Source organism: Streptomyces sp. R41 (genome assembly GCF_041053055.1).
Classification (GTDB): domain Bacteria; phylum Actinomycetota; class Actinomycetes; order Streptomycetales; family Streptomycetaceae; genus Streptomyces.
In genome coordinates this window covers 9,658,074-9,683,658 of sequence record NZ_CP163443.1, presented here as the reverse complement: position 1 = coordinate 9,683,658, position 25,585 = coordinate 9,658,074, and the positions used below count along the sequence as shown (strand labels likewise).

Sequence of the window (25,585 nt, the reverse complement as noted above, 5' to 3'; positions counted from 1 at the left end):
GCGGAACGGCTCCGGGGGGGGCGGTGCGCGGTCCGGCGGCGTCCCCGCCGGGCCGACCTGGTGCCGCCGCGACAGCGAAGGGCCATAGTGGAGGCAGGAGCGTAGAGAGGCCGCTGCGATGTCCGGAGCGCCGACACAGCACACGTCAGCCCGGTACCTGCCGATCGCCGAGCACGGCCTGATCGGGGATCTGCGCACAGCGGCCCTGGTGGGTACCGACGGGACCATCGACTGGTACTGCTGCCCGTCCTTCGACTCCCCGAGCGTGTTCGCCGCCATCCTGGACGCGGACCTGGGCGGGGCGTTCGAACTGTCCGCGGCCGTGCCTGCCGAGACGAAACAGTTCTACTTCCCCGACACCAACGTACTGATCACCCGGTTCTTCACCGAGGACGGGCTCGGGGAGATCCAGGACTTCATGCCCGTGACACACGCCGGCGAGTCCGACCGCCACCGGCTGATCCGGCGGGTGGTGTGCGTCCGCGGGACGATCCCGTTCCGAGCCCGGGTGGCTCCCCGCTTCGGCTATGGCGCCCAACCGCACACCCTGCGGATACTGGACGGCGCCGCTCTGTTCGCTTCCGAGGCGCTGTCGCTGACGCTGACCGCGACGGTGCCGCTCGAGTCCGACGGGAAGGACGTACGGACAGAGTTCACGCTGTCCCAGGGCGACACGGCGGTCTTCGCGCTCGAGCGGGTCACCGACGAGAGTCCGCCGCGCGGCTGCCCGCACGCCGAGGCCGAGCGGGAGTTCACCGCCACGGTCGCCTTCTGGCGGCGCTGGCTGCAGCAGTCCCGCTACCGCGGCCGCTGGCGGGAGATGGTGCACCGCTCCGCCCTCACCCTGAAGCTGCTCACCTACGCCCCCACCGGTGCGATCGTGGCGGCCCCGACCACGAGCCTGCCCGAGCAGCTCGGCGGCGGCCGCAACTGGGACTACCGCTACACGTGGATACGCGACTCCGCGTTCGCCGTCTACGCGCTGCTCAGACTCGGCTTCGCCGAGGAGGCCGAGGCGTTCATCGGCTTCCTCACCCAGCACATCGACCGGCGCGACGACGGACCGTCCGGGCCGCTGCAGGTCATGTACGGCATCGACGGACGGGCCGAGCTGCCCGAGCGCGAGCTGCCCCACCTGGAGGGCTACCGGGGTTCGGCGCCCGTGCGGGTCGGCAACGGCGCGGCCACCCAGCTGCAACTCGATATCTACGGCGCTCTGATCGACTCCGTGTACCTGTACGACAAGTGGTGCCGGCCCCTGTCCAGTGGCCACTGGCGCGCGGTGTGCGCCCTGGTGGACTGGGTCTGCGAGCACTGGGACCAGCCGGACGAGGGCGTGTGGGAGACCCGCGGCGGGCGGAAGAAGTTCCTCTACTCCCGGCTGATGTGCTGGGTCGCCATCGAACGCGCCATCCGCATGGCCCTGCGCCGTAGCCTGCCCGCCGAACTCGGCCGCTGGGGTCCGGTCCGCGACCGGATCTACTGGCAGATCATGGACAAGGGCTGGTCGCCCACCCGGCAGGCCTTCGTCCAGCACGAGGAGGGCGACGTACTGGACGCCGCGGTGCTGATGATGCCGCTGACCAAGTTCGTCTCCCCCACCGATCCCGTCTGGCTGTCCACCCTCGATGCCCTCGGCAACGAACTCGTTTCCGACTCCCTCGTCTGGCGCTATGACCCGGAGGCCAGCCCCGACGGCCTCGAAGGCGACGAAGGCACGTTCTCCATCTGCTCCTTCTGGTACGTCGAGGCCCTCACCCGCGCCGGACGACTGGACGAAGCCCGCCTGGCCTTCGAGAAGATGCTCACCTACGCCAACCATGTAGGCCTGTACGCCGAGGAGATCAGCCACACCGGGCAGCAACTGGGCAACTTCCCCCAGGCATTCACCCACCTCGCCCTCATCAGCGCCGCCTTCAACCTCGACCGCGCCCTGGGCTGACGGGCGGGCCCGGCGGCGTCCCTCGACGAGTCGCCGTGCGAGCCTCCCGTTCCGCCCTCATGCGGGAAGAGGGGGGTGAGACAACGGACGAAGCGATGAAGATGCGGACCATTGTCGGCCTCATGCACTGCCGAGGGTATGCATGGTGCCCGTTTCTCGCGCCCGCGGTGTTCGAGCTGCACGGTGGGGAGGGCCTGTTGTACGTCACGGCCGTGCCGGACGATAAGCGGTTCCCCGAGCCCGACCGGTTCGACCCGACCCGCCCGGACAACCAGCACCTTGGCTTCGGCAGCGGCATCCACCTGTGCTTATAGCGGACCGCTCGCCCGCATCGAGGCCCATGCCGCACCCAGCACGCTGATCCCCTACCTCGGCACGGCACGCCCGGTCCAGGACTCGCCCCCCAACCGGCAGAACGCCATGCTGCGCGGGCCGCGCCACCTGCCCGTCCAACGTCGGCCTCCGGCCGGTTGAACCACAGTTCCAGGAGCGCCGGCAGGCAGCAGTTGACCACCGTCAGGGCGATGACCTGGTCGGACACGGTGAAGTGGCCCATAGCCATGCCCTGCCCCCGCGCTGTCCCGTGTCACCCATGACACCCACTCAGAGAACCGCAAGGGGACCGAGTTTTCATGTCCCAGTACCAGCTTCTTGTCTACACACTGCGCACCCCCGAGGCGCTCGCCGCCTACGAGACCATCTGGGCCAAGCACATCCCCGGGCTGAACAAAAACAGCATGTCTAGGCTTTTGACCCTCACTGCTCTTTCGGGTCGAAACCGGCCGCCATGTCCGAGACGGGATTCCCCGGGGGCCCTCCTTCGCAGCGTGCGGCCGGTGGGCGGAGTTGACGGGGGATGCGTCCGGAGGCACGCAAGGAGTTCTGCGGGGGCCGGCCGTCGCGCCCACCGGCGTGATCGGCCGCGAGCCGACTTTCCATGCCGCTGATGATCGTGTCCAGCACCAGGCGGAACATCCGGTCCTCGCCAAAGCCCTCGTTCGTCGGCCCGTCCTCGCCGGAGGCGGGTGTGGTGGGCTGGAGGTTCGACCACCGGTGGAGCGCGCCGTTGAGCTCGGCGATCATCACGCCGGTGACGACGGCGCACACGAGCGCGGCGAGCTGCGGGATATCCGACTGCGGAACCCCTGCGGCGTCCAGCACGGCGGTGAGCGCGACCCAGAAGGGATCTTCGGGCTGGATGAAGTCCGGCTGGCTGAACGAGTAGGCCATGAGGTTGGGATGGCGGTGTGCCAGCGTCCGGAAATCCGCGGCAAGCAGGCGCATACGCTCCTGCCAGGGAGCGTCCTCCAGTGTCACGGTGCGGAACCGGGCGCCGACCATTCTCGCCACGCCACGCAGCAATGCTTCCTTGTTCGGCACGTGGTGGTACAGCGACATTGGGTTCGCGTCCAGCGCGGCGGCGAGTTTGCGCATCGTGAGCGCCTCGACCCCGTCCGCGTCGATGAGTCGCAGGGCGGAGGTGCAGATCCCTGCCTCGGTCAGAGGCACATCCCTCTTCCGAGTACCTCTAGGGGTACGCTTCGCTCTTTCCATACGATGTACGTTATCAAGCCGTATGCCAGCGAGGGGGACTCGCCGCCCGTGGTGACGGTCACTCCTGCGGACCTACGTACGGCACCCGAACGGGCGGAACGGGCCGTGGTTCCTGTTCCTGGAAGTCGCCTGCGGCCCGTGGTCGGGCGGGCTCAGGCTGCGGCGTATGAGGAGGCACCCATCACATCCGGGAAGGCCCTCTCCATGCGGCCGCTGCAGATGCGCGGTGCGCTGCGGCTGGGCCGGGCGACCGATCCGTGGCCGACCTGGTGGTGTACACCGTCAGCGGATCCACGTGCGCGCTCTGCGGGCGACAGCCCGCCCTAAGCACGCACTCAACCGGGTCCTCCGCAACTCCCCCCGACCTCGCCGGTCTCGTCCATGCCCGCTGCCGTCCAGCGGGCGCCTTGGCGGAGTTGCGCGGCGTGACACGACCGAGAAGGTCGCCGCAGACTTCGAGCGGCTCGGTACCCGTCACCGCAAGGGAGAGTCGGCGGTGGGCGTCAGCACGGACTCGGCGACGCCGACGATCTGGCTGATGTCGAAGCCCTCCATGTCCGCGCGGAATTCGGGGCTGGACAGGTACGCCTCCAGCCGCTCCTGAACGTCGTCGGCGTCCCGGTAGGAAACGAGGGCGTACAGCTGGGGCGCCTCACTCCCAGGAGTTGCGGGCACCGTCCAGACGCCGTGCGTGGCGATCCTGTGCTTGGCCATACCGGGAATGTGCTTCGCCCAGATGTTCTCGTAGGCGACGAGCGCCTCAGGGCTGCGCAGTGTGTAGACACGAAGCTGGTACTGGGACATGAACACTCTTTCCTTCTCTTCTGTCGCCGGGTCAAAGGTCCCCAGCGGCACGGCGGTTGGGAGGCTTCTCTCAGCCTTTCGCGAACAGATTCGCCAGTTCGAGCTCCCAGTCGATGTGTCCGGACTCGGTACCCCGTGGCACCAGCGCCTCCGTGTCCTCCAGGAAGGCCCTGACGTCCCGCACGGGAACCTCGAGCAAGGCGGTGCCCGCGGGAGCCCCGAGGACGATGTACATCGCATGGTCACCACGGCCTACGGCCGACCACACCCGGATGTCCCCACAGCCTGCGGAACCCCTCAGGCCATCGGCCAGAAGATCACGCCCCAGGACCCATTCGGCCGGCTCGTCGGTGTCGGTGAAAAAGGTGGCACGGACGACATAGGGATCAGTGGGCTCGTAGCGCAGGCTCATGCACATCGACAGCGAGTAGGTGCGCGAGACAACAAGCTCTACGGCCACCCCCTGCATGACGGTCTTCAAAGACTCCATCGACTTTCACTCCTGCCTGAGCGGCGTTCAGCGACCGCTGATCTCATCCCGGCCGTCGTGGTGCCAGCCATAGATCTCGTCCCAGGAGTAGCCCAGTTCGAGCAGGTAGCCGACACCGTGGTCCCAGCGGTAGTCGACGGCGTTGACGCTGAGGGCCGGGCGCTGAACGTGCGCGGATGCAGAAGTCGCGGCCGAAGCGGTGCCCCCGGCGCCGAGAACGGCGACACCCGCGACCGCCACAGAGAAAGCGGTGACGGCAACGCGCCTCGTGAGCTTCTTCATGGTCTTTCCTTCCCGATTGTGCGATCTGCACCATCGGCTACATGCAGGCGATATGCGGCGCCTGGTGTGATCCGAGCAAACTCTTCCATACGGCGTACGGAAGTACCCCCCAGGATTACCATACGACGTATGGAACTGTCGAGGCGCGGCGAAAATGGCCCGCACTGCCGGCAGCGGCATGAACAGCACGGCGTCCTCGCCGAGACCGCGTCGGCCGCCTGGACGAAGTCCGACCGGCCTTCGGGAAGATGCTCACCTGCATCGACCACCTCGGGCTCTACACCGAGGAGATCAGCCACACCGGCAAGCAACTTCCCAGCAATTCCCGGGCGTTCACCCACCCTTTCCCTCATCGGCGCGGCCCTCGGACTCGACCACGCCCTGAGCTGAGCCGTCGCCCTGGGCAGGCGAGCTGCCCGGGATTTCCGTCTCCGGAGCCGTGGCATGCGGGCGCCCGGGTCCGGCCCCATGCTGGAAAGGAGGGGGTGCGACAACGGAGGGAGTGGTGGGGATGCAGACCGTTGTGGATCTCACGCGCTGCCAGGGCTACGCGCAGTGCGTCTTCCTCGCGCCGGAGGTGTTCGAGCTGCACGGCGAAGAGGGGTTGCTGTACGCCACGGCCGTCCCCGACGACCAGGTCGAGCGCGTGCGCCAGGCCGCGGCGGCGTGCCCGGTGCAGGCGATCCTCCTCGGTGAGGAGGTGAGCGCCGGTGCCCGGTGACCTCAAGGAGGGCCGTATCGTCATCGTCGGCGCGTCGCTGGCCGGGCTCAGGGCCGCGGAGGCGCTGCGCGAGGAGGGCTTCACCGGCTCACTGACCGTGGTCGGGGACGAGCCCCACCCGCCCTACGACCGACCGCCGCTGTCCAAGCAGGTGCTGCTCGGCCAGGCTACGGCGGACACCACCGGGCTGCCGATGCGCCGGGACCCGAACGCCGATTGGCGGCTGGGCGTGCGCGCCACCGGCGTGGATCTGCTCGCGAAACAGGTGCTGCTGGAGGACGGCGAGTCACTGCCGTACGACCGGCTGCTGATCGCCACCGGGACCCGCGCGCGGCCCTGGCCCAACCCGGAGGAAGCCTCCCTGGACGGGGTGTTCACCCTGCGCACCCGCGAGGACGCCGGGGGGCTGGCCGAGCGGCTGGCCGCCGGGCCTGAGCGGGTGCTGGTGATCGGCGCCGGTTTCACGGGCTCGGAGATCGCCTCGGCCTGCCGGGAGCGGGGACTGGAGGTCACGGTCGCAGAACGTGGCCCCGCACCCCTGGTGGGCGCGCTCGGCGGCACCCTGTCGAAGCTCGCGGCCGTCATGCACCGCAACCACGGCGTGGACCTGCGCACCGGGGTGACGGTCACCGCCCTGCGCGGGAACGGCAGCTTCACCGGTGCGGAGCTGTCCGACGGCACCCGTGTCGACGCCGACGTCTGCGTCGTGGCGCTGGGCGCGGTACGCAACGTCGAATGGCTGGCGGAGTCCGGGCTGGCGGCGGGCCCGCGCGGGATCGCCTGCGACGCCGGATGCCGGGCCTTCAACATGTACGGAATCGTCACCGACGACGTCTTCGTGGCCGGTGACGTCTCCCGCTTCCCCCACCCACTGTTCGATTATCAGATGCTCTCCCTGGAGCATTGGGGCAACGCGGTCGAGCAGGCCGAGGTTGCGGCCCACAACATGGTCAATCCGGGGCCCCTGCAGCGCCCGCACCTGGCCGTCCCGTCGTTCTGGTCGACCCAGTTCGGGCTCAACATCAAGTCGGTGGGCGTGCCCACCTACTCCGACCATGTGGTCATCGCCCAAGGCTCTCTGGAGGCGCGCCGCCTGGCAGTGGTCTACGGCTACAAGGGGCGGGTCACCGCCGCGGTCACCGTCGACATGGCCAAGTCGCTCGACTACTACAAGCACCTGATCGAGACGGCTGCTCCGTTCCCGCCCCCGCCCGGCGCCCAGGACCGTGCGATCGCGGCCGACGTCGCGATTCCGTCCGACGTGCCGGATCCGAGCGGGCTGTCCCACGGCCCCACCGTGGCGCTCACCGGTTACCTGCCGGATCGCCGGCTGACGCTGGTGCAGCCCGGCTGACCCACGTCCCGCCCCACCACGAGGAGCCACCATGGCCTCCGACACCCTGCTGGCCCGGATCTCCGACTACGCCAACCGCCCCGACCCCTACCCGCTGTATGCGGAACTCCGCGAGGCGGGGCCCGCGGTGCGGCAGGCGGACGGCAGCTACCTGATCGGCACTTACCACGAGATCGTCGCGCTGCTGCACGACCCCCGGATGAGTGCTGATGCGCGCTCGCGCACCGCTCCCGCTCCGTACGAGGTGACACGACAACCGTCGTTCCTGCGGCTCGACGACCCCGAGCACCACCGGCTGCGCAACTCGGCCATGCGGCCGTTCGGCCCGCCGCACAGTCCGGGCCGGGTCGACTCCATGCGCGGCGAGATCGTCCAGCTGACCAAGGAACTGGCGGAAGTGTTCCAGGAGGGCAGGCAGATCGACGTCGTCGACGACTTCGCCTACCCACTTCCCGTTACCGTGATCTGCCGCCTGCTCGGCATCCCGGACAAGGACGAGCAGCTCTTCCAGGACTGGACCGACACCCTCGTCGCGTCCGCCGACATCGGGCCCGAAGGTGACACCGCCGAACGGGACCAGGCGGCCGGCCAGGCGGAGCAGGAGATGGGCCAGTACCTGGTCCAACTCGCCGAACAGCGCCGCGGTCGGCCCACCGGCGACATGCTCTCCGACCTCGTCAACGAAACGGACCCGGCCGTACGGCTCAGCGAGGAGAACCTGGCGGTGAACACCATCCTGCTGTTCATCGCCGGACACGAGACCACGGTCAATCTGATCGCCAACGGCGTCCTCACCCTGTTGCGCCGGCCCGACCAGCTGGACCGTCTGCGCGAAGATCCCGGCCTGCTGCCGCAAGCGGTGGAGGAACTGCTGCGCTACGAGCCCCCGGTCCACATGCGCGAGCGGGTTCCCCTCGTCGACATCGACGTCGCCGGCACCACGATCCCCGCCGGCACGTCAGTCATCCTGGCGCTGGCCTCGGGCAGCCGCGACCCCATGCGGTTCAGCGAACCCGACCGGTTCGACCCCACCCGCCCGGACAACCAGCACGTCGGCTTCGGCAGCGGTATCCACCTGTGCTTCGGCGCGCCACTCGCCCGTATCGAAGCCGAGGCCGCGCTCGGCGCGCTGCTCCCCCACCTCGGCACGGCCCGCCTGGTCCAGGACCCGCCTCCCTACCGCCAGAACGCCATGCTCCGCGGACCCCGCCACCTGCCCATCCAACTCTGAGGCTGCGGGGCGACAGCAAGCGAGGGAAACCAGCCACCCCGCTGCATTACGCAGGCCGCAGGAACCGGTGCGCAGTCGGCGCCAGTCGGCCGGTGCGCGACAGGATGCTCTTCACGCTGCCGCGGGAAGGGGCCGCCGGGCGAGGTCACGGGCCTCATCCGGGGAGAGGCCGAGCATGTGCAGGATCATCTCGGCCATCGTGCCTGCGGCCTGGTCGCTGTCGGCCCCGGGCTGGTTGCACCACAACTCCAGGAGCGCCAGCAGGCTGCCGTTCAGCACGGTCAGGGCGATCACCGGGTCGACCACGGTGAACCGGCCTGCGGCCATGCCCTGCTCCACGTCGCGCTTCGCCAGCGGAGCCAGTCTGTCGCCGGCGCATATACGACCGAGCTGGCTGTGGCACAGGATCTGCATGATCTCCGGGTATGACTCGGCCATGCGCGCGCTGAGCCGCACGCCCCCAGCGAGGCGCTCGGCGGGATCATCGACGCCGTGCAGGCGTTCGTCGACGGCTTGGGCGTACTCCTCGAGTGCATCGGCCACGGCCGCGTCGAACAGGTCCGGCTTGCCCGTGAAGTGGTTGTAGAAGGAGCCGAGGCCCACGTCCGCGCGCTCCGCGATGGCATGGATGCTGGCGCTGGTGCCGCCGGACTCGGCCAGGATCTGCCGCGCGGCGCGGACGAGTGCCTGGCGGGTCTCGGCGCGACGGCGTTCGAATCGGTTCCTGCGTGTGACTGGCATCGGCGTGCTCCATAAACAAGAGCAGCAATTCTGATGAATTCATCATTGCACTGCCAGTCTCAACTGTCCACCCTGGCCCACCAGTCCCGACTCCGCGATGGCGTGACCTGACAGCGCACGGTCATATCTGGGCATTTGATCAGCTTCGGGGGACTTGACGATAAAGCGGTCGTATCTGACTATTTCATCAGAAGTGGACAAAGTCGTCCAAGGTTGGCAGACGTCGTGCCGGCTTCCACCACGGCCACAGATCGGGCCGACGCCGCACATGCCGACGCTGTCTCACACCCGCACCGATGGGAAGAACCGGATGACGAACACCGACCACACGCCACTCACCGAACCGGTGAGCCCCCGAGAGATACCCGATGCGGCAATAGCCATGCTCGATGCGGAGGGGACCGTCGTGGGGTGGACGCACGCCGCCGAGCAGCTTGTCGGGTACTCGGCGGGGGAAGTGGTGGGCCGGTCCGCCGCACACGTGCTGCCGCCCGCCGAGGACGCCCCGAGTGCTTCGGCGTTCGCCGAGCAGTGCCGCGCCCAGGAGGGCTGGTCCGGCACCGTGACGGTCCGCCACCGCGACGGCCACCCCATCAAAATGACGCTGCGGATCTCGCTGCTGTGGGGGCAGGACGCCGGCACCCGGTGGCTGGTGTCCGTGACCGACATAGGCACCCTGTCCTCGGGGCCGTCCAACGGAGCTGTGCGGGAGTCGCTCCTGGCCCACGCACCGATCGGCATCGCCGTCTATGACCCGCAGCTGTGCTGTACCTGGGTCAACGACGTCATGGAGCGCCACCACGGCACTCCTCGTGAGCGATGGTTCGGACGCCGGCTGCGGGACTCACTGCCCGCCGTCGAGGCCGAAGCGCTCGAGGTAGTGATGCGGCAGGTGCTGGACAGTGGCATCACCACGGTCCACGAGTACCGGGCGTGGTCGTCGACGGACCGGCGCCGGGAGCACGCGTTCTCGGCCTCGTTCTTCTGCCTCCTGGACGCGGACGGCACGGCACTGGCAGTGTGCTCCATGAGCGTGGACGTCACCGGCAACCGGCGTGCGCGCGAGCGCCTTGCCATCCTCAGCGAAGCCAGCACGCGCATCGGCAGCACCCTCGAGGTCATGCGGACCGGGCAGGAACTGGCCGACCTTGCCGTGCCCCTGCTGGCCGACCACGCAGTCGTCGACCTGATGGAGTCGGTTCCGTTCGGCGTGGATCCCTCGGCGGGGACCGGCAAGGCGAACGGCCGCCCACCTGTGCTGCGCCGTGCCGGTGTGGCCTCCATCGACCCGGGTGTCCTCAAGTTGCCGTGGGTGCGCCAAGACGTGATCCGCCCCTTCCCGACCTCGCTGTTCGCCACCGCCCTGCACACGGGCAGGTCTTACCTGGAACCGGTGCTGGACACCTATTCAGGCCCCTGGGTCCGTCACGACCCTGTGCGGACGCAGAAGCTCCGTGACAGCGGCGTCCACTCTTTGATGGTCGTGCCCATCCGTGCGCGGCGCTGTGTGCTGGGACTGGCGGTGTTCGGCCGCTCCGAGGAGCCGACGCCGTTCCAGGAGGACGACCTCCTCCTCGCCGAGGAGCTCGTCACCCGGGCCGCGCTCAGCCTGGACAACGCTCTCCAGTACGCCCGCCAACGCACCGCGGCCCTCACGCTCCAACGCGACCTGCTCCCCCACCATGTGGGAGGCGGCGCCGCCCTCGATGTGGCCTCGCGCTATGTGCCGGCTGACATGGACCACGGCGTGGGGGGCGACTGGTTCGACGTGATCAAACTGTCTGGCGCCCGGGTGGCCCTCGTCGTCGGAGATGTGGTCGGACACGGCATCAACGCCGCGGCGACGATGGGCCGAATGCGCACCGCCGTCCGCACGCTCGCGAACATGGAATTGCCTCCCCACGAACTGCTGGCGCACCTCGATGACACGGTCAGGCGGCTGAGCGAGGAGGATGCCGACGCTCCGGACCAGCTCCCCGCGTCGGTGGGCGCCACCTGTCTGTATGCCGTCTACGACCCGGTCACCCGACGGTGCACGATGGCGCGGGCCGGGCATCCCCCGCCCGCGATCATCGACCCGCAGGGCCAGATCACTTTCCCCGACATGCCCTCCGGGGCCCCGCTCGGCCTCGGCCTCGGTCTGGTCCCCTTCGAGTCCGTGGAACTGGAACTGCCCGAGGGAACTCTGCTCGCGCTCTACACCGACGGTCTGGTCGAGTCCCGCGACGACGACATCGACGTGGGCCTGGATCGCCTGGGCGCCGCCCTGACAGAGTCCGGTTCGTCCCTGGAAGACCTGTGCTCCCACGTGATCGAGACCTTGCCGACTCAGGCCCCGGCGGACGATGTCACCTTGCTCCTTGCGCGGACTCGCGGACTCGAACCGGCCCAGGTTGCCTCCTGGGAACTGCCGAACGAGCCGGCCGCTGTCCGCATCGCCCGGCAGGCAGCCGCCCGTCAGCTCAGCGAATGGGGGCTTGAGCATCTGGTGACCACCGAGGAGCTGATCGTCAGTGAACTGGTCACCAACGCCATCCGCTACGGCGGCGGGCCGATCCGCCTACGGCTCATCCATCACCAGTTCTTGACTTGCGAAGTCTCCGACAGCAACCCCAGCCACCCACGCCCCCGTCATCCCCACAACATCGACGAGAACGGCCGCGGTCTTTCCCTCGTCGCTCAGTTGTCCCACAGGTGGGGCTCCCGCTCCGCAACGGACGGCAAGGTCGTCTGGGCCGAACAAGACCTGCCCTCCAAAGCCCTTGCGGCGTGACGCGCGACCGACCGGGCGGCCGACGGCTGCCACAGCATGCCGATCTCTCGAGCCGCAGGCTCTCGCCAAGCAAGCCACAGAAGGAAGCCACGGATGGACATAGAGAATGTCAAGAACGCCTACTCGGCAGGCGCCTCCCAAGGATCGACGGGCGTCTCCGGTTCCGGTCCCAGCGACAGCTCGCATGCCTGCGACGGTCCGGCAGCCGCCGTGCTCGACAATCGAGGCGCGGTGGTGCGGTGGACCGGGGCAGCAGAGGAGCTGACGGGGTTCCGCGCCGAGGAGGTCTGTGGCCGCCCCGTGCGGGAACTGGTGGCCGGCCTCCCGGACGACCTGCGCGACGCGGAGATACCGGCATCCGGCCGGGTACGGCTGTGGCACCAGTGCGGCGACACCATCGATGTCACCTTCCGGACCACCAAGGTGGGGGGCTCCGGCTCGGCGGAGGTCCTCGTCCTGGCGGCCCCTACCCACCACGTCGCCGGCCACGAACAGGGCGCGGCGCTCCTGCGTGCACTGTCCGCACAGAACCGGATCACCATCGCTGTGTACGACACGGATCTCACCACTGTGCAGACGAACGCCACGCCGGGAACTCTCGACGGCCGTCCGGTACAGCCCGGCGCTCGGCTGAGCGACGTGCTGTGCGCCAAGGACGCCGAGAACCTCGAGGCACTACTGCGCCAGGTAATCGAGACGGGTGCCCCAGTAATCCGCAGAAACCAGCAAGTGAGCTGGCGGCACGATCCGGCGCGGCAGCACGCGCTGTCGCTGTCCGCCTTCCGTCTGGAGGACGCGCGAGGACGCCCCACGGGGGTCGCAGCCCTGTACTTCGACAACGCCGACCAGATGCGCGCCCACCGTCATCTGGATCTCGCCCGCGAGGTGGCCGAACGAGTAGGAGGATCCCTGGATGTCGTGCGCACCGCACAGGACCTTGCGGACGTTCTCGCACCTGCGTTCGGGGATCTCGCCGCAGTCGACCTTGCGCACTCCGTTTCCGACGGGGAAGAACCCTCGAAGCAGCTGCACGGTGGAAACATGGGCAACGCGGCCCTTGCACCGGCCACCGCGGTGTGGCCGGCCGGCATCAAGCGCGGCGAGTCCATCCCGCCCCTTCCCGACCACCCCCTGCTGCACAGTTTCCGACACGGCGAGCCAGTCGTCTTCGGCCTTGACGACTTCATCGCCATGGTCAGAGACCCGCACCTGGTCGAGTATCTCGTCCCGAAGGGCGCCCATTCGGTGATGGTGGCACCGTTGCATGCCCGCGGGCTCACGCTCGGCGCCATAACGGCCTGGCGCTGCGGCCGATCCGACCTCTTCACCGAGGACGAGGCGGATCTCATGAAGCAGATCGCCTCACGGGGTGCGCTCGCCATCGACAACGCCCGCCGTTACACGCGCGAGCACAGGGCGGCCGTAGCGCTGCAGCGGCGCCTCCTTCCCCCGGCCACCACCGACACTCCGGCAGCCGAGACCGCCGGCGTCTACCTGCCCGCAGGCGGGGGAGCAGGCAGCAGCGGCGACTGGTACGACGCCATTGCTCTGCCCTCTCTCCGGGTGGCCCTTGTCGCCGGAGACGTGGTCGGCCACGGCATGCCCGCAAGCGCCACCATGGGCCGCCTCCGCGCCGCCATCCAGACGCTCGCGGACCTGGAACTCGAACCGGACGAGCTGCTCACCCGGATCGCCGACCTGGTCCAGCGCCTCGCGGCCGAAGCCCCACTCGACGACCGCGACATTGTTGGCGGCACCTGCCTGTACGCGGTCTACGACCCGGTCACCAGGCGCTGCACCATCGCCAGTGCCGGCCACCCACCACCCGTCCTGGTCCGGCCCGACGGAACCGCCGAAGCAGTCGGGATCTCCCCAGGGCCACCACTCGCCCTCAGCGGCATGCCGTACGAGACCACCGTGATCGACGTCGAGCCGGGCAGCGTCCTCGCTCTCTACACCGACGGCCTGGTCGAACGAGGCGATCGCGACACCGGCCAAGGCCTGCGGCGCCTGACCGAAGCCCTCGCCGCGTACTGCCGTCCGGATCGTGCCCTGGACGAAACCGGCCGGGCTCTCCTCTCCGACCTGGCGGACCAGGCGCCGCGCGACGACGCGGCCCTGCTGCTGGCCCGCACCCGCGCCGTCCCAGTGGCGGACACCGCTCACTGGGAGATCCCGGCCGATCCGGCCGCCGTCTCCAAGGCTCGAAAGTGGATAACCCGCCAACTCACCACGTGGGGCCTGGACGACCTCCTCTTCACCACCGAACTCATCGTCAGCGAACTGGTGACCAACGCCATCCGCTACGGTCGTCCGCCGATGGACCTCCGTCTGCTTCGCCACAACGTCCTGGTGTGCGAGGTCACCGACTCCAACTGCACCCAACCCCGCCTTCGGCGTGCCCACATGACCGACGAGGGAGGACGCGGCCTGTTCCTCGTCGCTCAACTCGGCGGACGATGGGGCTGCCGCCATGGCCAGAACGGGAAGACGATCTGGTCCGAGCAAGCCATCCAGGGTTCCTCCTGAAGGTATGGCTCACCGAGGTGGGTCGGGACAGAGTCACCCACAGCGCTGATGTCTCTCGACCCGGTGTGCCATGACAGCAGCTGACAGAGGGGGCATCGACAGAAGGCTCTGTCAGCTGAAGTGGACGTTGCTGAGGTCGATGGAGACCATGACCTGCTCCATGAGCGGACGACCGTCGGTGTCGCGGCGGTAAGCCCGGCGTTTGGTGGGCAGCACGATGCCGTCCGCTTCTGCGTAGTCGTAGACGTACTGTGCGGCGGCGAATCCGCCGGCCACGTCGACGTGGTAGTCGTGGCGCCGCAGGAGCCGGTCGGGACCGAAGTAGAAGTCCTGGTGGGCGCTGTGGCTTGCGATCTGGAGCGGGAAGGCGGCGCGCAGACCTGGCCAGACCTCATCTCTTTCCCGCCACGGCTCGATGTCGGTGACCGTGAAGCCGGGCATGGCAAGCAGGAAGGGCGTGGTCAGGTAGGTCCACAACGCATAGCCGTTGAAGTAGGCGCGGTCCAGCGGGTCCCAGGGTGTCTCCAGTGTGTGTCCGGAGAAAGACGTCCGAGGGTCCTTGCGTTCGGCCACCACGTGCCCGTCGAGTTTTTCGATGCTCACTCGTCCGGGCGTGAAGTCGGTCTTCTGGTCAGGAGCACCGAAGGGCTGTACCGAGGCGTGCTCCTCGTGCAGCCTGATCGTCATCATCCGTGGCGTGGCATCCTGCGGCAGGCCCTTGATGGCGAACAGGTCGCCACCACTGACAATGGTGGCCTGCGCCTGGGTCAGTTCCTGCCAGCGTTCGATCCCGCCATGGGCCTCGATGACCGTGGTGAGCAGATCATTCACGTTGGTTTCCTACCGTGCTTTCCGTTCGTCGGTCCAGGAGCAGAGCCGGCGATTCGGCCGGACGGGTCAGTGCCGGGCCACGCATCACCCGGCCGCCAAGCGGAAACTCGGGGCCTTCGGCGTGCACGAGGACGACACGGGCGCTGCTGCGGCCGATGGCCTCGAGGGTTTCGGCGAGCTCGGTGGCCGTCAGTGAATCGGTGCGGTTCTGCTGCGGGTTGTTCAGGACCAGAGTCGCGAGGCCGTCGTCGACGGCGCAGGTCAGGTGGGGCATGGTCCCTCCTCCGTCTCGCACTGGCGGTGCGCCCCCTGCGGGCGTGTTCGCCTGTCATGTGAGGAGCTCACGGAACCAGGCGAGGGCAGCGGCGCTCGACTGGTCGAACTGCGTGGTGTACGGGTCGAAGTGGCCGCCCGGGAGCAACCGCAGCCGCTTCGGTTCGAGCGCCCGTTCGTAGGCGGCGAGTGCCAGGTCGGTGACCGTGTCGTTGAGAGCGACCACCATGAGCAGCGGTGTGGTCCGGCCGCGGGCCGGGAACTGACGGCCGGGCCCGGCCCGGAGCCGACCCGCGGGCCCGGTCGGCCGCACAGTCGGGCCCGGACGGCGGCCGACGCCGTCCGCCGGCCCCCGGTCAGTCCGTGCGCTGCTGCGGTTCCGACCGCCCGGTGCCGCCCTCGGTGAGAGCCGTGCGCGCGGCCTGCAGCAGTTCTTCGGAGAGCGGGTTGCCCCGGGTGGCGCGGGCGAGGGCGAGGGCACCGACCATGGTGCAGAGCTGGGCCATGCCGTCGTCGTCGCCGGTGGCCAGCCGAGCGGCGCGGTTCCGTACCCCGTTGATGTAGACCTCCTGGGAGCGGGCGGCCTGGTCAGGGTCGCGCCCCAGGTCGGCGGCGAATCCTGAGACGGGGCAGCCGTCCCCGACGTGATCGCGGTGCCAGACCGAGAGGTAGTCCTCGATCAGCGTCCGGCGGGCGGCCTCGTGCTCCCCGGCGTGCTCCTCCAGCCCCACCGGCGAGTGTGCCGCCGGATCCTCGAAGGCGTGGGCGATGGCCTTGTCGACCAGGTCCTCCTTGGAAGTGAACTGCTTGTAGAACGCGCCATGGGTGAGCCCGACGGCCTTCATCAGGTCGGCGATGCTGACCGCGGTGCCCTTCTCGCGGAACATCCGGGAGGCGGTGGCCACAACGTGCTGCCGGTTCTCCTGCGCTTGCGCCTTCGACACGCGGCCCACGGAATCACTCTCCTCAGATGGCTGTCGCTTGTCATCTATCCTAACCTGCGTTTAGTTTGATTGCGACATCTATTTCGCCTTCGATGAGATCACCCGGCAGGTCAGGCAGGCCGTGCGCTGCCTCCCACCGTCTGAGGCCGACGGCCTCCGCCCCGCAATCGCAGTACCACCGACAGCACTGGAGACCCCCTGTGGCATCACCACCCACCCCCACCGAGTCCTCGAAGCCCGCGGAGTCCACACCACCCGTGCCGCCTGCCCAGCGACGAGGCGTTTCCGAGGCGGTCCACCGCCGGCGCTGGGCCATCCTGACCGTGCTCGCGTGCAGCCTCCTGGTGGTGATGCTGGACAACTCGATCCTCAACGTGGCGATGAAGACCATCGCCGAGCCCGCTCCCACCGGACTCGGCTCCACCCAGAGCCAGCTGGAGTGGGCGGTCAACTCCTACACGCTGGTCTTCGCCGGACTGCTCTTCACCGCGGGCCTGCTCGGTGACCGGCTCGGCCGCAAGAAGGTGCTGCTCTTCGGCATGCTGGTGTTCGGCGTGGGATCCGCGCTGTCCGCGCTGTCGGACTCCTCCGGGCAGCTCATCGTCTTCCGCGCCGTGATGGGCTTCGGCGGCGCCTTCATCCTGCCCGCCACCCTCGCGGTCATCATGAACGTCTTCGAGCGCGACGAGCAGCCCAAGGCCATCGGCATCTGGACCGGTGTGGTCGGTTTCGCCATCGCCGCCGGCCCCATCGCCGGCGGCATCCTGCTGCAGCACTTCTGGTGGGGCTCGGTCTTCCTGGTCAATGTGCCGATCGTGGTCGTCGCGCTGGTCGCGATGGTGGTGCTGGTCCCCGACTCCAAGGACCCCGGGCGAGGCAGGCTCGACCCGGTCGGCGTGCTGCTGTCGATCGTCGGTCTGGCGCTGCTGGTCTACGGCATCATCAAGGGCGGCCAGCTGGGCGACTTCACCCGGCCCGAGTCCTGGGCGACGATCCTCGGCGGCCTGGCGGTCCTCGCCGGCTTCGTGGTCTACGAGGCCCGCAGCGACCATCCGGCCCTCGACGTCACCTACTTCCGCAACCGGCGGTTCTCCGCGTCCGTCGCCGCCATCGGCCTGGTCTTCTTCGCCCTCATGGGCGTCACGTTCTTCAGCGTCTTCTACAACCAGAGCGTGCGGGGCTACAGCGTCCTGCAGTCCGGTCTGCTCGTGCTGCCGCTGGCCGTCTCCCAGATGTTCTTCGCCCCGCGGGCCCGGCTGGTCGTCAACCGCTTCGGTGCCCGAGCCGTGTGCGCCGGCGGCCTGGTCCTGACCGCCGTGGCCTTCGCCGGCTTCCTGCTGCTCGGCCAGGACACCCCCATCTGGGTGCTGGAGGTGCTGTTCTTCCTGATGGGCACGGGGATGGCCCATGTGATGCCGCCCGCCACCGTCATGATCATGTCGTCGCTGCCACGGGAGAAGGCCGGCTCCGGATCCGCGGTCAACAACACCTTCCGGCAGGTCGGCGGGGCCATGGGGGTCGCCGTGCTGGGGTCGCTGCTGTCCACCACCTACCGCAACGGCATCGACGGCCACCTGGGCGTACTGCCCGCCTCCGACCGGCACGCCGCAGGTGAATCCGTCCAGGCGACCCTGGCCGTCGCCGAGAAGCTGGGACCGGCCGGCAGGACGCTGGTGCGGCCCGCGCACGACGCCTTCATCCATGCCATGCACATCACCGCGATAGGGGCGGCGGCCGTCGCCCTGGTCGGCGCGGTCGTCGTGCTGCTCTTCCTGCCGCGCAAGGACGCCGCGCTGGCCGCCGACGGTGACAAGTCCCAGCGCCAGGCCGTCCGAGCCCAACGGTGATCACGAACCATCCCCGCGAGACACCGGAGGCGACCGCCTGCCGGGGACGTCGCCGCACTGCCGACACCTCCACCATCGAGACCGTGCTGCGGCAGCTCGAGGAGGGGCAGTCCGAGCGGATGGTCGACACGGTGCTCGAAGGGGTGCGCCCGCGGGTGAGGTCTGTGCCGACTTCGGTGCCGCTGACCTCCTCCGCCCGGCGATCGCAGAACCCCCGACAGCACTGGAGACCCCTGTGAAGTCGCCACCCGGATCAGCGCTGACATCGCCGGGGCCAACGCCTTGCTGACGGCTCCGCTGACGCTGTGATCACACCTCAACTCAGTTGTTCCATTATTCCGAAGGAGATCGACTGATGGTTGCCAGCAACCTTGTTCTTATCCCCGGTGCCGGCGGCGTGGGCCGTACGGTCTTCGAGCACTTGCGTGCTCAGGAAGTGCCGGTGCGTTTCATGGTCCGTCGCGAGGACGAGCGTGCGGATGAGCTGCGGGCGCTCGGCGCGGAGGTCGTCATCGGTGACCTGACCCGGCCCGAGACGGTAGCGGCCGCGCTGCAGGGCGTGGCGCGGATGTACTTCGCGATGCGCGTGTCGCCGGACCATCTGCTGGCGGCGACCGTGGTGGCCTCCGTTGCGAGGGAGTACGGGAAGCTGGAGGCCCTGGTCGACCTGTCGCAGATGACGGTGTCGCAGATGACCGCCACCAGCACCGAGGAGTCGCACCAGCAGCGGCTGCACTGGCTGGCGGAGCAGGTCTTCGACTGGTCGGGGCTGCCCGTGGTGCACATCCGGCCGACGTCGTTCCTGGACAATCCGCTGTTCACCATGATGGCGGCGCGGTCGATTCAGGAGAGCGGCACGATCGCGCTGCCGTTCGGCACCGGACGCACCTCGCCGGTCGCCGTGGACGATGTCGCCCGGGTGGTCGCCACCGTGCTCCGCGACCCGGCTCCGCACATCGGGCAGACCTACGAGCTGACCGGGCCCCGCTCGGTCGACATGACTGAGCTGGCCGAGGAGTTCTCGCGGGCGCTGGGCCGTCCGGTGTCCTGCGTGGACGTGCCGCTGGACCGGTGGCAGTCCCAGGGGCTCTCCAGGATGGGCCTGCCGCCGCACATCGAACAGCACGCCGCCACCATGGCCCGGCTGCACCGGGACAACCGTTACGACCGCACGGCCGACGGCGTCGAGCGCGTGACGGGCATCCCCGCCCAGTCGATCGAGGCGTACGTGGCCGCCCGCAGGGACTTCTACCTGGGCTGAGCCGCCCCGGCCAAGGCCGGCCCCGGGGCGACTGCTGTCGCGGGCCGGCCGGGCCTTCTTGGCCCTGTCGTGACCAGTGAAGATCCACCATAGTGAAGTCGCTGGTCACGGGGCTGGTGTGCCTTGGTGGTCGTGTGCTCGTGCTGGTCATGGGCGGTTGTCGGACCTCAAGATCGTCTGCCGTTTCGGCGATCGCGGATCGAGGTACTCCTGGTGTCGGAGGTCGTCACCAACGGCTTGGTCCACGGCGACAGCGACGTGTACGTCTACGTCCGCGAGTTTCCCGAACGCATACGCGTTGAGGTCCGTCACAGTGATCCGCATCTCGCGAAAGCCGTGACGGTTCCGCGCGAGGAGGACCAGGCCGAGGGAGGGCGGGGGCTGGTCATCGTTTCCGCGCCGGCTTCCGCATGGGGCAACTCGCCCAGCGGACGAGGGAAAACGGTGTGGTTCGAATTGCCGACACCTGACACCCATGGCGTTGATGCCTGACACGGCACGCGTTTCGTCGCCGTTCACCGCCGGGGACACGTGTCCAGCCGCCGCACGTCCGTTGCGCGGGCGACGCCGCCGAGTGTCGGACTTGTCGACTGGATGAACGCGAGTCCGCCAGGTCGCATTGCCGCCGGGCGGTCTCTGTCAGTTCTCTGCTTTCGGGCGTCGGCGAGGGCGGTCAGGTCGTGCCGCCGCGCGACGGCGAGGTGTCTCGATGGGCAAGGCGGTCTCGATGGGGTCTGCCGCACGCGACTGGACCACCCGGATGTCCTCGGGGAACAGTTCCCTGCCGTCCTCGGCGGTGAGCGTGATCAGTTGGGGTTGCTTTCCCGTGCGAGCGTCGATGACGCGATTGATGGGCTCGTCGTCGAACAGGTGCCTTTGGCCCCACTGGCGCAGCTTTTTGCAGGTGAAGCGGCCAAGGTGATCGTAGCGCTTGCAAAAAGCAAGTGGAATTGGCGGAGGAGCTGAAGCCGATGTCCGAGAAGCACGAGACGATCCGAACGGAACTGCGCAACGGGGTCCTGTGGGCCACGATCGACAACCCCCCGATCAACCTGATCGACGAGCGGTTCGTCGCAGACCTGATCGCACTGCTCGACACGACTGACTCCGACGACAGCACGCGGGTTGTCGTCTTCCGCAGTGCGGACCCCGACTTCTTCATCCCGCACGTGGACGTCGAGCGGATCGCCGAGTACACGGCGACGGCGGCAACGTCCGGCGGGCCGGACGACGTGAGCCTCGGTGCGCTGTACCGCCGGCTCAGCGAGGCACGACCCGTCACGATCGCGGTCCTCGAGGGCCGGGCGCGCGCCGCGGGCGGAGAGTTCCTCTATGCCTGCGACATGCGGTTCGCCTCCGTCGAGCGTGCGGTGATCGGCCAGCCCGAAGTGGGTTTGGGCACTTTCCCAGGCGCGGGGGCGGTCCAGCAGCTCGTACGGCTGGCCGGACGCGGCCAGGCCATGCAGGTGATCCTCGGTGCCGAGGACCTCGACGCACGCGAGGCCGAACGCATCGGCATGGTCAACAAGGCTCTGCCGGACCAGGAGTTGGTTCCCTACGTCGAGCGTCTCGCCGAGCGCATCGCCGGATTCCCTGAGGCGGCCGTACGGCTCGCCAAGCGCCGGATCAACGCGGCCGGCCTCCCGGCGAAGGAGGACGTCCAGGTCGACGCGGGCTTCTTCCAGATCCTGGCGCGCGACGCATCGAGCACCGCCCGGATGGGCGCTCTCATGCAGCGCGGAATGCAGGAGCGCTCCCGCACCGAGCTCGACTTCGGTGCAGCGGTCGGGGAGCTGTGAGCCGTCAGGACGTAGGCGATCCGGGTTGTGCTGCAGCGGAGTCTCCGCAGCCTTGTCGGGCTCCACAGCCCTGGGATCGCCCCCGACCATCCGTGCTGCTGCGGCAGACGCAAGAGACACGGCACATAGGTGCGGGCGATCGCTGGCCCCTTCCGGCCGCCTGATCTGACCCTCGCCCGCCGTGCCCGCTTTGGACGGGGCCGCCCGCGAGGTCGCCGCCGCCGCTCACATCCACCGGATCACCGACACCCTGGTCTCGGCAGGCGTCAAGTGCCGTGAAAGCACGGGATGTCAGGGTGCGCCGTCTTCGCTTCCGTCGTGCCGGGGATCGCTCCCTGGGCGCGGAGCTTGGCAACCTCGGCGGGCCGAATCCGAGCTCGGCGAGGATCTCGTCGTTGTGTTCGCCCAGGTCAGGCGCTCGCTTCTCCGGCACCTTCGGCACCCTTCGGGGGTTGACCGGGCCGCTGATGATGCACTCAAGCCCGCTGACTCCTTCCAGCGGTACGACGCTGTCGTTCACGCGTAGCTGGGGGTCCTGCGCGGCCTCCTCCGGTGTCTGAATGAGGCTGTAGGTGATGCGTTGCTGGGCCAGTGCGTCCTTCCAGTGGACGAAGGGCCGCAAGCGGAACTCGGCGTCGAGCAGCTCGCTCAGCGCGGCGGAACATTTACCGGTCAAGCTGGTCGAAATAAGCGGATCTGATTTCCTGGGGTGCGACGACGAAACAGAGGTCGGCCAGGTCGTCCAGGTGCCACGGAGTCCCGCTCGGCCAACCGATCGGCCGGCACCACCGCGCCCAGCCGTTCCGACATGACGGGCAGCACGTCCAACGCGGGATCACTGATCGGCTGCCGTGCCAGCGCGAACGCGAGTCTGCCCTCGCCCACGCCGGTGACCAGAGCCCTGGAGGTGCCGGGCCGGCGCAGGAGCTCGCACCACTGAATTGACTTGTTCCAGTACGTCGGCTCTCCCAAGGTTCCAGAGGCGCGGCGAGTGCGCCGGGGTGCAGCCGGGACGGCGCCTCGGACTCCGGCGCGGCTGCGGTGAGGGAGGGCGGCTCGACCCTCCTGGTCGGCATGCTCGCAGGTCGGCAGGTCGGCAGGTCGGCAGGTCGGCAGGTCGGCAGGTCGGCAGGTCGGCAGGTCGGCGTACGGTAGTCAGGCGCAAAACTGTGAAACGCAGAGCGGCGGTAGGCATGCCACCAGCCGCTGATTGGCTCTCGACCCGGAACCGCGCACCAGGGAGGCTCGGGATCTGATGTCGTACTTGAAGGAGTTGTGATGCAGGTAGCCGTGGTCACCTTCGACGGGTTCAACGAGCTCGACAGCTTCATCGCTTCCGGGCTGATCAACCGGTGCCGTAAGGACGGCTTGGAAGCCTTCATTACGACGCCGACGCCGGTGGTCACGTCGATGAACGGCGTCGAGGTGACCGGGCAGCGCCCGATGGAGTTCGTGACCGAAGCCGACGTCGTGCTGATCGGTAGCGGGGTGAAGGCGCGAGACGTGGTCGCCGACGACCGGCTGATCTCCAGGCTGCGGCTCGACCCCTCGCGACAGCTGATCGGGGCGCAGTGCTCCGGCGCGCTGGTGCTCGCCCGGCTCGGGTTGCTGGATGGCATGCCGGCGTGCACGGACATGAAGAGCCGGCCCTTCGTCGAAGCCTGCGACGTCACCGTGCTGGACGCGCCGATCCACGCCGAGGGGAACATCGCCACGGCGGGCGGTTGCCTGGCGTCCCAGTATCTCGCCGCGTGGGTGATCACCCGAATGCTGGGGGAGGACGCCGCGCGCGACGTCATCGACTACGTGGCTCCGGTCGGCGAAAACCAGGAGACTGTCGAGCGCGCCATGCGTGCCGTCCACGCGGGCGAGGCTGCACTGCGCTGACGCCCCGCCGCAGGAAGACGCACTGCGCGAGCATCGGGGTCGTGACCGGGAACGTACGGCTGGTGCCGGACCGAACCATGATCTGGTAATCGGTGACCGGGTAACGGTGACAGTCGTCGTGCTGCGCTTCCAGCGGTGATCAGCGACGGGCAGGGCCGAGGCTGTGGCTCGGTGCGGTGCGCCCTGGACGGATCCCGACGTCACCCAGGTCCGGGCCGAGGGCATCGAAGAGCACTCCAGCTGTACCGGGCTGGCCCGCGACTCCCCCACCAAGTCAGCGCCCCACCGAGGAAACCCGCCAAGGACGCGGGGCCTGGCGAGAGGAACTACTAGGACAGCGCCCGCCGCCTTTCCCGGCGGCGGATCATGATGGAACACGGCATCGCCGAGCCGAAGCAGTGGCGGTCTCTGCGATGCTGGATCGGCCGTCGCGACATCCTGCCCGGAGTCATGGCCGCCATGGGCACCCTGCTGATGCTTGGACCCGAATCGCCAGGCGAACACATCGCAAACTCAATGGTTTTGACGACCCGTCGGAGAACTGAACTCACCATCGGGTGTCAGCATCCGTCCGGCCAAAGCTACCCACACCCTGGAAACGCGGACGGCCTCGGACGTGTCTGTGCGGCCGCATCCGAGGGCCCGCGCCACCGGAGATCGTCGCTGCAGGACAGGCGGAGAGTTCCCGGACTCCTCGGACCGGAGCCCGGCTCTTCCCAGGTCAACGCACCCTTCCCCGCGCCTTCAGCGGCACAGGCGGGAGTTCAGGAGCAGACAGTGGGTCACCGTCGTACCCCTTCACTTCTCCGAAGCGCGAGCCCGTCATCCAGTCCTGGCGGGCCTGCTCGATGTCCTGCTGGGTGCGGCCGATGAAGTTCCACCACATATCACACGTTTCACGGCTTCGTGCAGGTCAGAGACGTCTCGGACCATCGGCGGTCAGCAAACCGTCAGCATGGGTTCCAGAGGAGTCGAGACAGCATGGCGAGCAAGAGCTTGGCCCGCGGCATGGGCACCTTCTTCAAGGACTGCGAGCATCCCCAGGCCCGGTGGTCCAAGTGCCCCCACGAGTACAAGATCCGGTACCGGAGCGCGGCCGGGAAGCAGACCGAGGAGTCCGGGTTCGCCACCCAGGACAAGGCCATCACGCGACTGACTGATGTCTACAACGCGAAGAAGGCCGCTCCGAGGAATCAGAGCAGGGCCGATCGCATCCACAAGTACGGGGGGATGCAGTTCAGGGAGTACGCCGCTGAATGGAAGGCCGGCCAGCGGGATCTCGGCGCGGCGTCCGTCAGGCACCTCAACTCGCTCCTCGAACACCACCTCTTCCCGGCTTTCCAGAGCCGCCGGATGAATACGTTCGACCACAAGGTTGTGGACGACTTCATTCAGACGATGGAGCGCAACGGCGTGGGCCTGGCCACGCAGTCCAACACCTACGACAAGCTCAAAGCGATCCTCCTCGATGCTCACCGGCTGGGGATCTTCGATCAGAACCCCCTGGAGGGTGTCAAGCCTCCTCAGTACGACCCGACACGTGCGGTCATCCCCTCGGTCACACAGCTTCGAGAGATACGCGCGGCCGATGACGACACGTTCCTTCTGATCGCCGATCTCATGAGCGGCTGCGGGATGCGAAATGGTGAGGCAGCGGCAGTCAACATCAACAACATCGTGGCGGACGACGTCTACCGGATCAGCGAGCAGGTGAACCAGACCACCAGGGACTATGCGCGGCTCAAGCACCGCAAAGCCGGCGAGTACCGTGACGTGCCCCTTCCGGCACGAATCAAGGACACCATCGACTGGTACGCGGACAAACACGGCACCGTGGACGGGTACCTTCTCCGCCACCCGAAGGATCCCAGCAAGGCCTTCCCGTACTACGGCCTCGACATCCGGTGGCGGAGGATCAAGACGGCCGGACATGTGGACATCCCCGAGAGGATGGTCATCTACAGCTTCCGGCACTTCTTCGCCTCGAACTGCCTCACCAACGGCATCCCGATCACCGATGTGGCTGAGTGGATGGGACACAGGAGCCTCGACATCACGTTCAAGATCTACCGACACCTCATGCCAGGCTCGATCGGCAAGGCGGCCAAAATCCTGGACGTGGGGCTGGCTGCCTGATGCGCCAAAGGCCCCCGGTCCAAGAAGGACCGGGGGCCTGGGTACGGTCTCCCAATCTCAACGGAAGATCCCCAACAGGTTCCTATAGGAAAGGATTTGAGCGAGGCGGCGCCCCGTTGCTACTTTCGTGGTGGACCGTGAAGTCGTCGTATGGAGGTGAGCCCCGTGAACACAGTTACCCATGGG

The 25,585-nt window shown here is 68.3% G+C and carries 24 protein-coding genes and 1 pseudogene; 13 read left to right on the top strand and 12 right to left on the bottom strand.

The genetic code is table 11. The annotated features are described in order from the left end of the window. Positions 1-118 precede the first annotated feature (118 nt). Both AB5J53_RS43940 and AB5J53_RS43935 read left to right on the top strand, forming a co-directional pair. Positions 119-1,942: a glycoside hydrolase family 15 protein gene (locus AB5J53_RS43940; protein WP_369251170.1), complete on the top strand. Its 1,824-nt coding sequence runs from the start codon at positions 119-121 to the stop codon at positions 1,940-1,942. Positions 1,943-2,037: 95 nt separating this feature from the next. Continuing rightward, the gene (locus AB5J53_RS43935) at positions 2,038-2,256 is read left to right on the top strand and encodes a hypothetical protein (protein ID WP_369251169.1); all 219 of its coding nucleotides are present in this window, start codon (positions 2,038-2,040) and stop codon (positions 2,254-2,256) included. A 442-nt stretch (positions 2,257-2,698) separates the two neighbouring features. On the opposite strand, the gene AB5J53_RS43930 is transcribed toward AB5J53_RS43935, so the two are convergent. The 4 genes from AB5J53_RS43930 to AB5J53_RS43915 form a co-directional block, all read right to left on the bottom strand. Beyond that, positions 2,699-3,496 carry a TetR/AcrR family transcriptional regulator gene (locus tag AB5J53_RS43930; RefSeq protein ID WP_369251168.1) on the bottom strand — a complete coding sequence of 266 codons (798 nt, stop codon included), beginning with the start codon at positions 3,494-3,496 and terminating at the stop codon, positions 2,699-2,701. Between the two features lie 474 nt (positions 3,497-3,970). Then, positions 3,971-4,300 (bottom strand): NIPSNAP family protein, encoded by a 330-nt coding sequence (locus AB5J53_RS43925; protein ID WP_369251167.1) that lies wholly within the window; start codon positions 4,298-4,300, stop codon positions 3,971-3,973. A 70-nt stretch (positions 4,301-4,370) separates the two neighbouring features. Next, positions 4,371-4,790, bottom strand: a complete 420-nt coding sequence (locus tag AB5J53_RS43920; protein ID WP_369251166.1) for an SsgA family sporulation/cell division regulator — start codon at positions 4,788-4,790, stop codon at positions 4,371-4,373. Positions 4,791-4,817: 27 nt separating this feature from the next. Beyond that, positions 4,818-5,072 carry a hypothetical protein gene (locus tag AB5J53_RS43915; protein ID WP_369251165.1) on the bottom strand — a complete coding sequence of 85 codons (255 nt, stop codon included), beginning with the start codon at positions 5,070-5,072 and terminating at the stop codon, positions 4,818-4,820. Between the two features lie 511 nt (positions 5,073-5,583). On the opposite strand from AB5J53_RS43915, the gene AB5J53_RS43910 reads away from it, so the two are divergent. The 3 genes from AB5J53_RS43910 to AB5J53_RS43900 are packed head-to-tail and all read left to right on the top strand — an operon-like array spanning position 5,584 to position 8,378. Then, positions 5,584-5,793, top strand: a complete 210-nt coding sequence (locus AB5J53_RS43910) for a ferredoxin (protein ID WP_369251164.1) — start codon at positions 5,584-5,586, stop codon at positions 5,791-5,793. After that, positions 5,783-7,147 carry an NAD(P)/FAD-dependent oxidoreductase gene (locus tag AB5J53_RS43905; protein ID WP_369251163.1) on the top strand — a complete coding sequence of 455 codons (1,365 nt, stop codon included), beginning with the start codon at positions 5,783-5,785 and terminating at the stop codon, positions 7,145-7,147. Before AB5J53_RS43910 ends, AB5J53_RS43905 begins: the two co-directional genes overlap by 11 nt. A gap of 31 nt (positions 7,148-7,178) precedes the next feature. Further along, positions 7,179-8,378 (top strand): cytochrome P450, encoded by a 1,200-nt coding sequence (locus AB5J53_RS43900; RefSeq protein WP_369251162.1) that lies wholly within the window; start codon positions 7,179-7,181, stop codon positions 8,376-8,378. Between the two features lie 111 nt (positions 8,379-8,489). Here AB5J53_RS43900 and AB5J53_RS43895 read toward each other — a convergent pair whose 3' ends face one another. After that, positions 8,490-9,119: a TetR/AcrR family transcriptional regulator gene (locus AB5J53_RS43895; protein WP_369251161.1), complete on the bottom strand. Its 630-nt coding sequence runs from the start codon at positions 9,117-9,119 to the stop codon at positions 8,490-8,492. 310 nt (positions 9,120-9,429) lie between these two features. Here AB5J53_RS43895 and AB5J53_RS43890 point away from each other — a divergent pair, with 310 nt between their 5' ends. Next, positions 9,430-11,892 carry a SpoIIE family protein phosphatase gene (locus tag AB5J53_RS43890; RefSeq protein WP_369251160.1) on the top strand — a complete coding sequence of 821 codons (2,463 nt, stop codon included), beginning with the start codon at positions 9,430-9,432 and terminating at the stop codon, positions 11,890-11,892. 93 nt (positions 11,893-11,985) lie between these two features. After that, a complete protein-coding gene (locus AB5J53_RS43885) occupies positions 11,986-14,421 on the top strand; it encodes a SpoIIE family protein phosphatase (protein ID WP_369251159.1) in 2,436 nt (811 codons plus the stop codon). A gap of 111 nt (positions 14,422-14,532) precedes the next feature. On the opposite strand, the gene AB5J53_RS43880 is transcribed toward AB5J53_RS43885, so the two are convergent. From AB5J53_RS43880 to AB5J53_RS43865, 4 genes are all read right to left on the bottom strand, one after another. After that, a complete protein-coding gene (locus AB5J53_RS43880) occupies positions 14,533-15,252 on the bottom strand; it encodes a hypothetical protein (protein ID WP_369251158.1) in 720 nt (239 codons plus the stop codon). Beyond that, positions 15,245-15,526, bottom strand: coding sequence for a hypothetical protein (locus AB5J53_RS43875; protein WP_369251157.1), 282 nt, complete (start codon positions 15,524-15,526; stop codon positions 15,245-15,247). The genes AB5J53_RS43880 and AB5J53_RS43875 overlap by 8 nt, the downstream gene beginning before the upstream one ends. Before the next feature lie 54 nt (positions 15,527-15,580). Continuing rightward, positions 15,581-15,754 carry a hypothetical protein gene (locus AB5J53_RS43870; protein ID WP_369251156.1) on the bottom strand — a complete coding sequence of 58 codons (174 nt, stop codon included), beginning with the start codon at positions 15,752-15,754 and terminating at the stop codon, positions 15,581-15,583. Positions 15,755-15,881: 127 nt separating this feature from the next. Further along, the gene (locus AB5J53_RS43865) at positions 15,882-16,478 is read right to left on the bottom strand and encodes a TetR family transcriptional regulator (RefSeq protein WP_369251155.1); all 597 of its coding nucleotides are present in this window, start codon (positions 16,476-16,478) and stop codon (positions 15,882-15,884) included. 248 nt (positions 16,479-16,726) lie between these two features. Between AB5J53_RS43865 and AB5J53_RS43860 the strand changes: the two genes are divergently transcribed. From AB5J53_RS43860 to AB5J53_RS43845, 4 genes are all read left to right on the top strand, one after another. Continuing rightward, positions 16,727-18,316, top strand: coding sequence for an MFS transporter (locus tag AB5J53_RS43860; protein WP_369252849.1), 1,590 nt, complete (start codon positions 16,727-16,729; stop codon positions 18,314-18,316). A gap of 355 nt (positions 18,317-18,671) precedes the next feature. After that, entirely contained in the window at positions 18,672-19,577 is a 906-nt protein-coding gene (locus AB5J53_RS43855) for an NAD(P)H-binding protein (protein WP_369251154.1), read from the top strand. A gap of 213 nt (positions 19,578-19,790) precedes the next feature. Further along, positions 19,791-20,069 (top strand): ATP-binding protein, encoded by a 279-nt coding sequence (locus tag AB5J53_RS43850; RefSeq protein WP_369251153.1) that lies wholly within the window; start codon positions 19,791-19,793, stop codon positions 20,067-20,069. A gap of 479 nt (positions 20,070-20,548) precedes the next feature. Continuing rightward, positions 20,549-21,376 carry an enoyl-CoA hydratase/isomerase family protein gene (locus AB5J53_RS43845; protein ID WP_369251152.1) on the top strand — a complete coding sequence of 276 codons (828 nt, stop codon included), beginning with the start codon at positions 20,549-20,551 and terminating at the stop codon, positions 21,374-21,376. A 4-nt stretch (positions 21,377-21,380) separates the two neighbouring features. Here the strand turns inward: AB5J53_RS43845 and AB5J53_RS43840 are convergent, their stop codons facing one another. After that, the gene (locus tag AB5J53_RS43840; RefSeq protein ID WP_369251151.1) at positions 21,381-21,998 is read right to left on the bottom strand and encodes a CoA transferase; all 618 of its coding nucleotides are present in this window, start codon (positions 21,996-21,998) and stop codon (positions 21,381-21,383) included. Positions 21,999-22,048: 50 nt separating this feature from the next. Next, positions 22,049-22,348, bottom strand: coding sequence for a LysR substrate-binding domain-containing protein (locus AB5J53_RS43835; RefSeq protein WP_369251150.1), 300 nt, complete (start codon positions 22,346-22,348; stop codon positions 22,049-22,051). A gap of 306 nt (positions 22,349-22,654) precedes the next feature. Between AB5J53_RS43835 and AB5J53_RS43830 the strand changes: the two genes are divergently transcribed. Then, a complete protein-coding gene (locus AB5J53_RS43830) occupies positions 22,655-23,263 on the top strand; it encodes a DJ-1/PfpI family protein (protein WP_369251149.1) in 609 nt (202 codons plus the stop codon). A 721-nt stretch (positions 23,264-23,984) separates the two neighbouring features. Here AB5J53_RS43830 and AB5J53_RS43825 read toward each other — a convergent pair. Beyond that, positions 23,985-24,149 (bottom strand): annotated as a pseudogene (locus AB5J53_RS43825) (pirin family protein); the annotation flags it as partial. A 95-nt stretch (positions 24,150-24,244) separates the two neighbouring features. On the opposite strand from AB5J53_RS43825, the gene AB5J53_RS43820 reads away from it, so the two are divergent. Continuing rightward, positions 24,245-25,399, top strand: coding sequence for a tyrosine-type recombinase/integrase (locus AB5J53_RS43820; protein ID WP_369251148.1), 1,155 nt, complete (start codon positions 24,245-24,247; stop codon positions 25,397-25,399). The last annotated feature ends 186 nt before the right edge of the window (positions 25,400-25,585 follow it).

Coding starts and splice junctions, on each gene's coding strand:
- AB5J53_RS43940 (WP_369251170.1), top strand. CDS start 119: ATGTCCGGAGCGCCGACACAGCACACGTCAGCCCGGTACCTGCCGATC.
- AB5J53_RS43935 (WP_369251169.1), top strand. CDS start 2,038: ATGAAGATGCGGACCATTGTCGGCCTCATGCACTGCCGAGGGTATGCA.
- AB5J53_RS43930 (WP_369251168.1), bottom strand. CDS start 3,496: ATGGAAAGAGCGAAGCGTACCCCTAGAGGTACTCGGAAGAGGGATGTG.
- AB5J53_RS43925 (WP_369251167.1), bottom strand. CDS start 4,300: ATGTCCCAGTACCAGCTTCGTGTCTACACACTGCGCAGCCCTGAGGCG.
- AB5J53_RS43920 (WP_369251166.1), bottom strand. CDS start 4,790: ATGGAGTCTTTGAAGACCGTCATGCAGGGGGTGGCCGTAGAGCTTGTT.
- AB5J53_RS43915 (WP_369251165.1), bottom strand. CDS start 5,072: ATGAAGAAGCTCACGAGGCGCGTTGCCGTCACCGCTTTCTCTGTGGCG.
- AB5J53_RS43910 (WP_369251164.1), top strand. CDS start 5,584: ATGCAGACCGTTGTGGATCTCACGCGCTGCCAGGGCTACGCGCAGTGC.
- AB5J53_RS43900 (WP_369251162.1), top strand. CDS start 7,179: ATGGCCTCCGACACCCTGCTGGCCCGGATCTCCGACTACGCCAACCGC.
- AB5J53_RS43895 (WP_369251161.1), bottom strand. CDS start 9,119: ATGCCAGTCACACGCAGGAACCGATTCGAACGCCGTCGCGCCGAGACC.
- AB5J53_RS43890 (WP_369251160.1), top strand. CDS start 9,430: ATGACGAACACCGACCACACGCCACTCACCGAACCGGTGAGCCCCCGA.
- AB5J53_RS43885 (WP_369251159.1), top strand. CDS start 11,986: ATGGACATAGAGAATGTCAAGAACGCCTACTCGGCAGGCGCCTCCCAA.
- AB5J53_RS43875 (WP_369251157.1), bottom strand. CDS start 15,526: ATGCCCCACCTGACCTGCGCCGTCGACGACGGCCTCGCGACTCTGGTC.
- AB5J53_RS43870 (WP_369251156.1), bottom strand. CDS start 15,754: ATGGTGGTCGCTCTCAACGACACGGTCACCGACCTGGCACTCGCCGCC.
- AB5J53_RS43855 (WP_369251154.1), top strand. CDS start 18,672: ATGGTTGCCAGCAACCTTGTTCTTATCCCCGGTGCCGGCGGCGTGGGC.
- AB5J53_RS43845 (WP_369251152.1), top strand. CDS start 20,549: ATGTCCGAGAAGCACGAGACGATCCGAACGGAACTGCGCAACGGGGTC.
- AB5J53_RS43830 (WP_369251149.1), top strand. CDS start 22,655: ATGCAGGTAGCCGTGGTCACCTTCGACGGGTTCAACGAGCTCGACAGC.
- AB5J53_RS43820 (WP_369251148.1), top strand. CDS start 24,245: ATGGCGAGCAAGAGCTTGGCCCGCGGCATGGGCACCTTCTTCAAGGAC.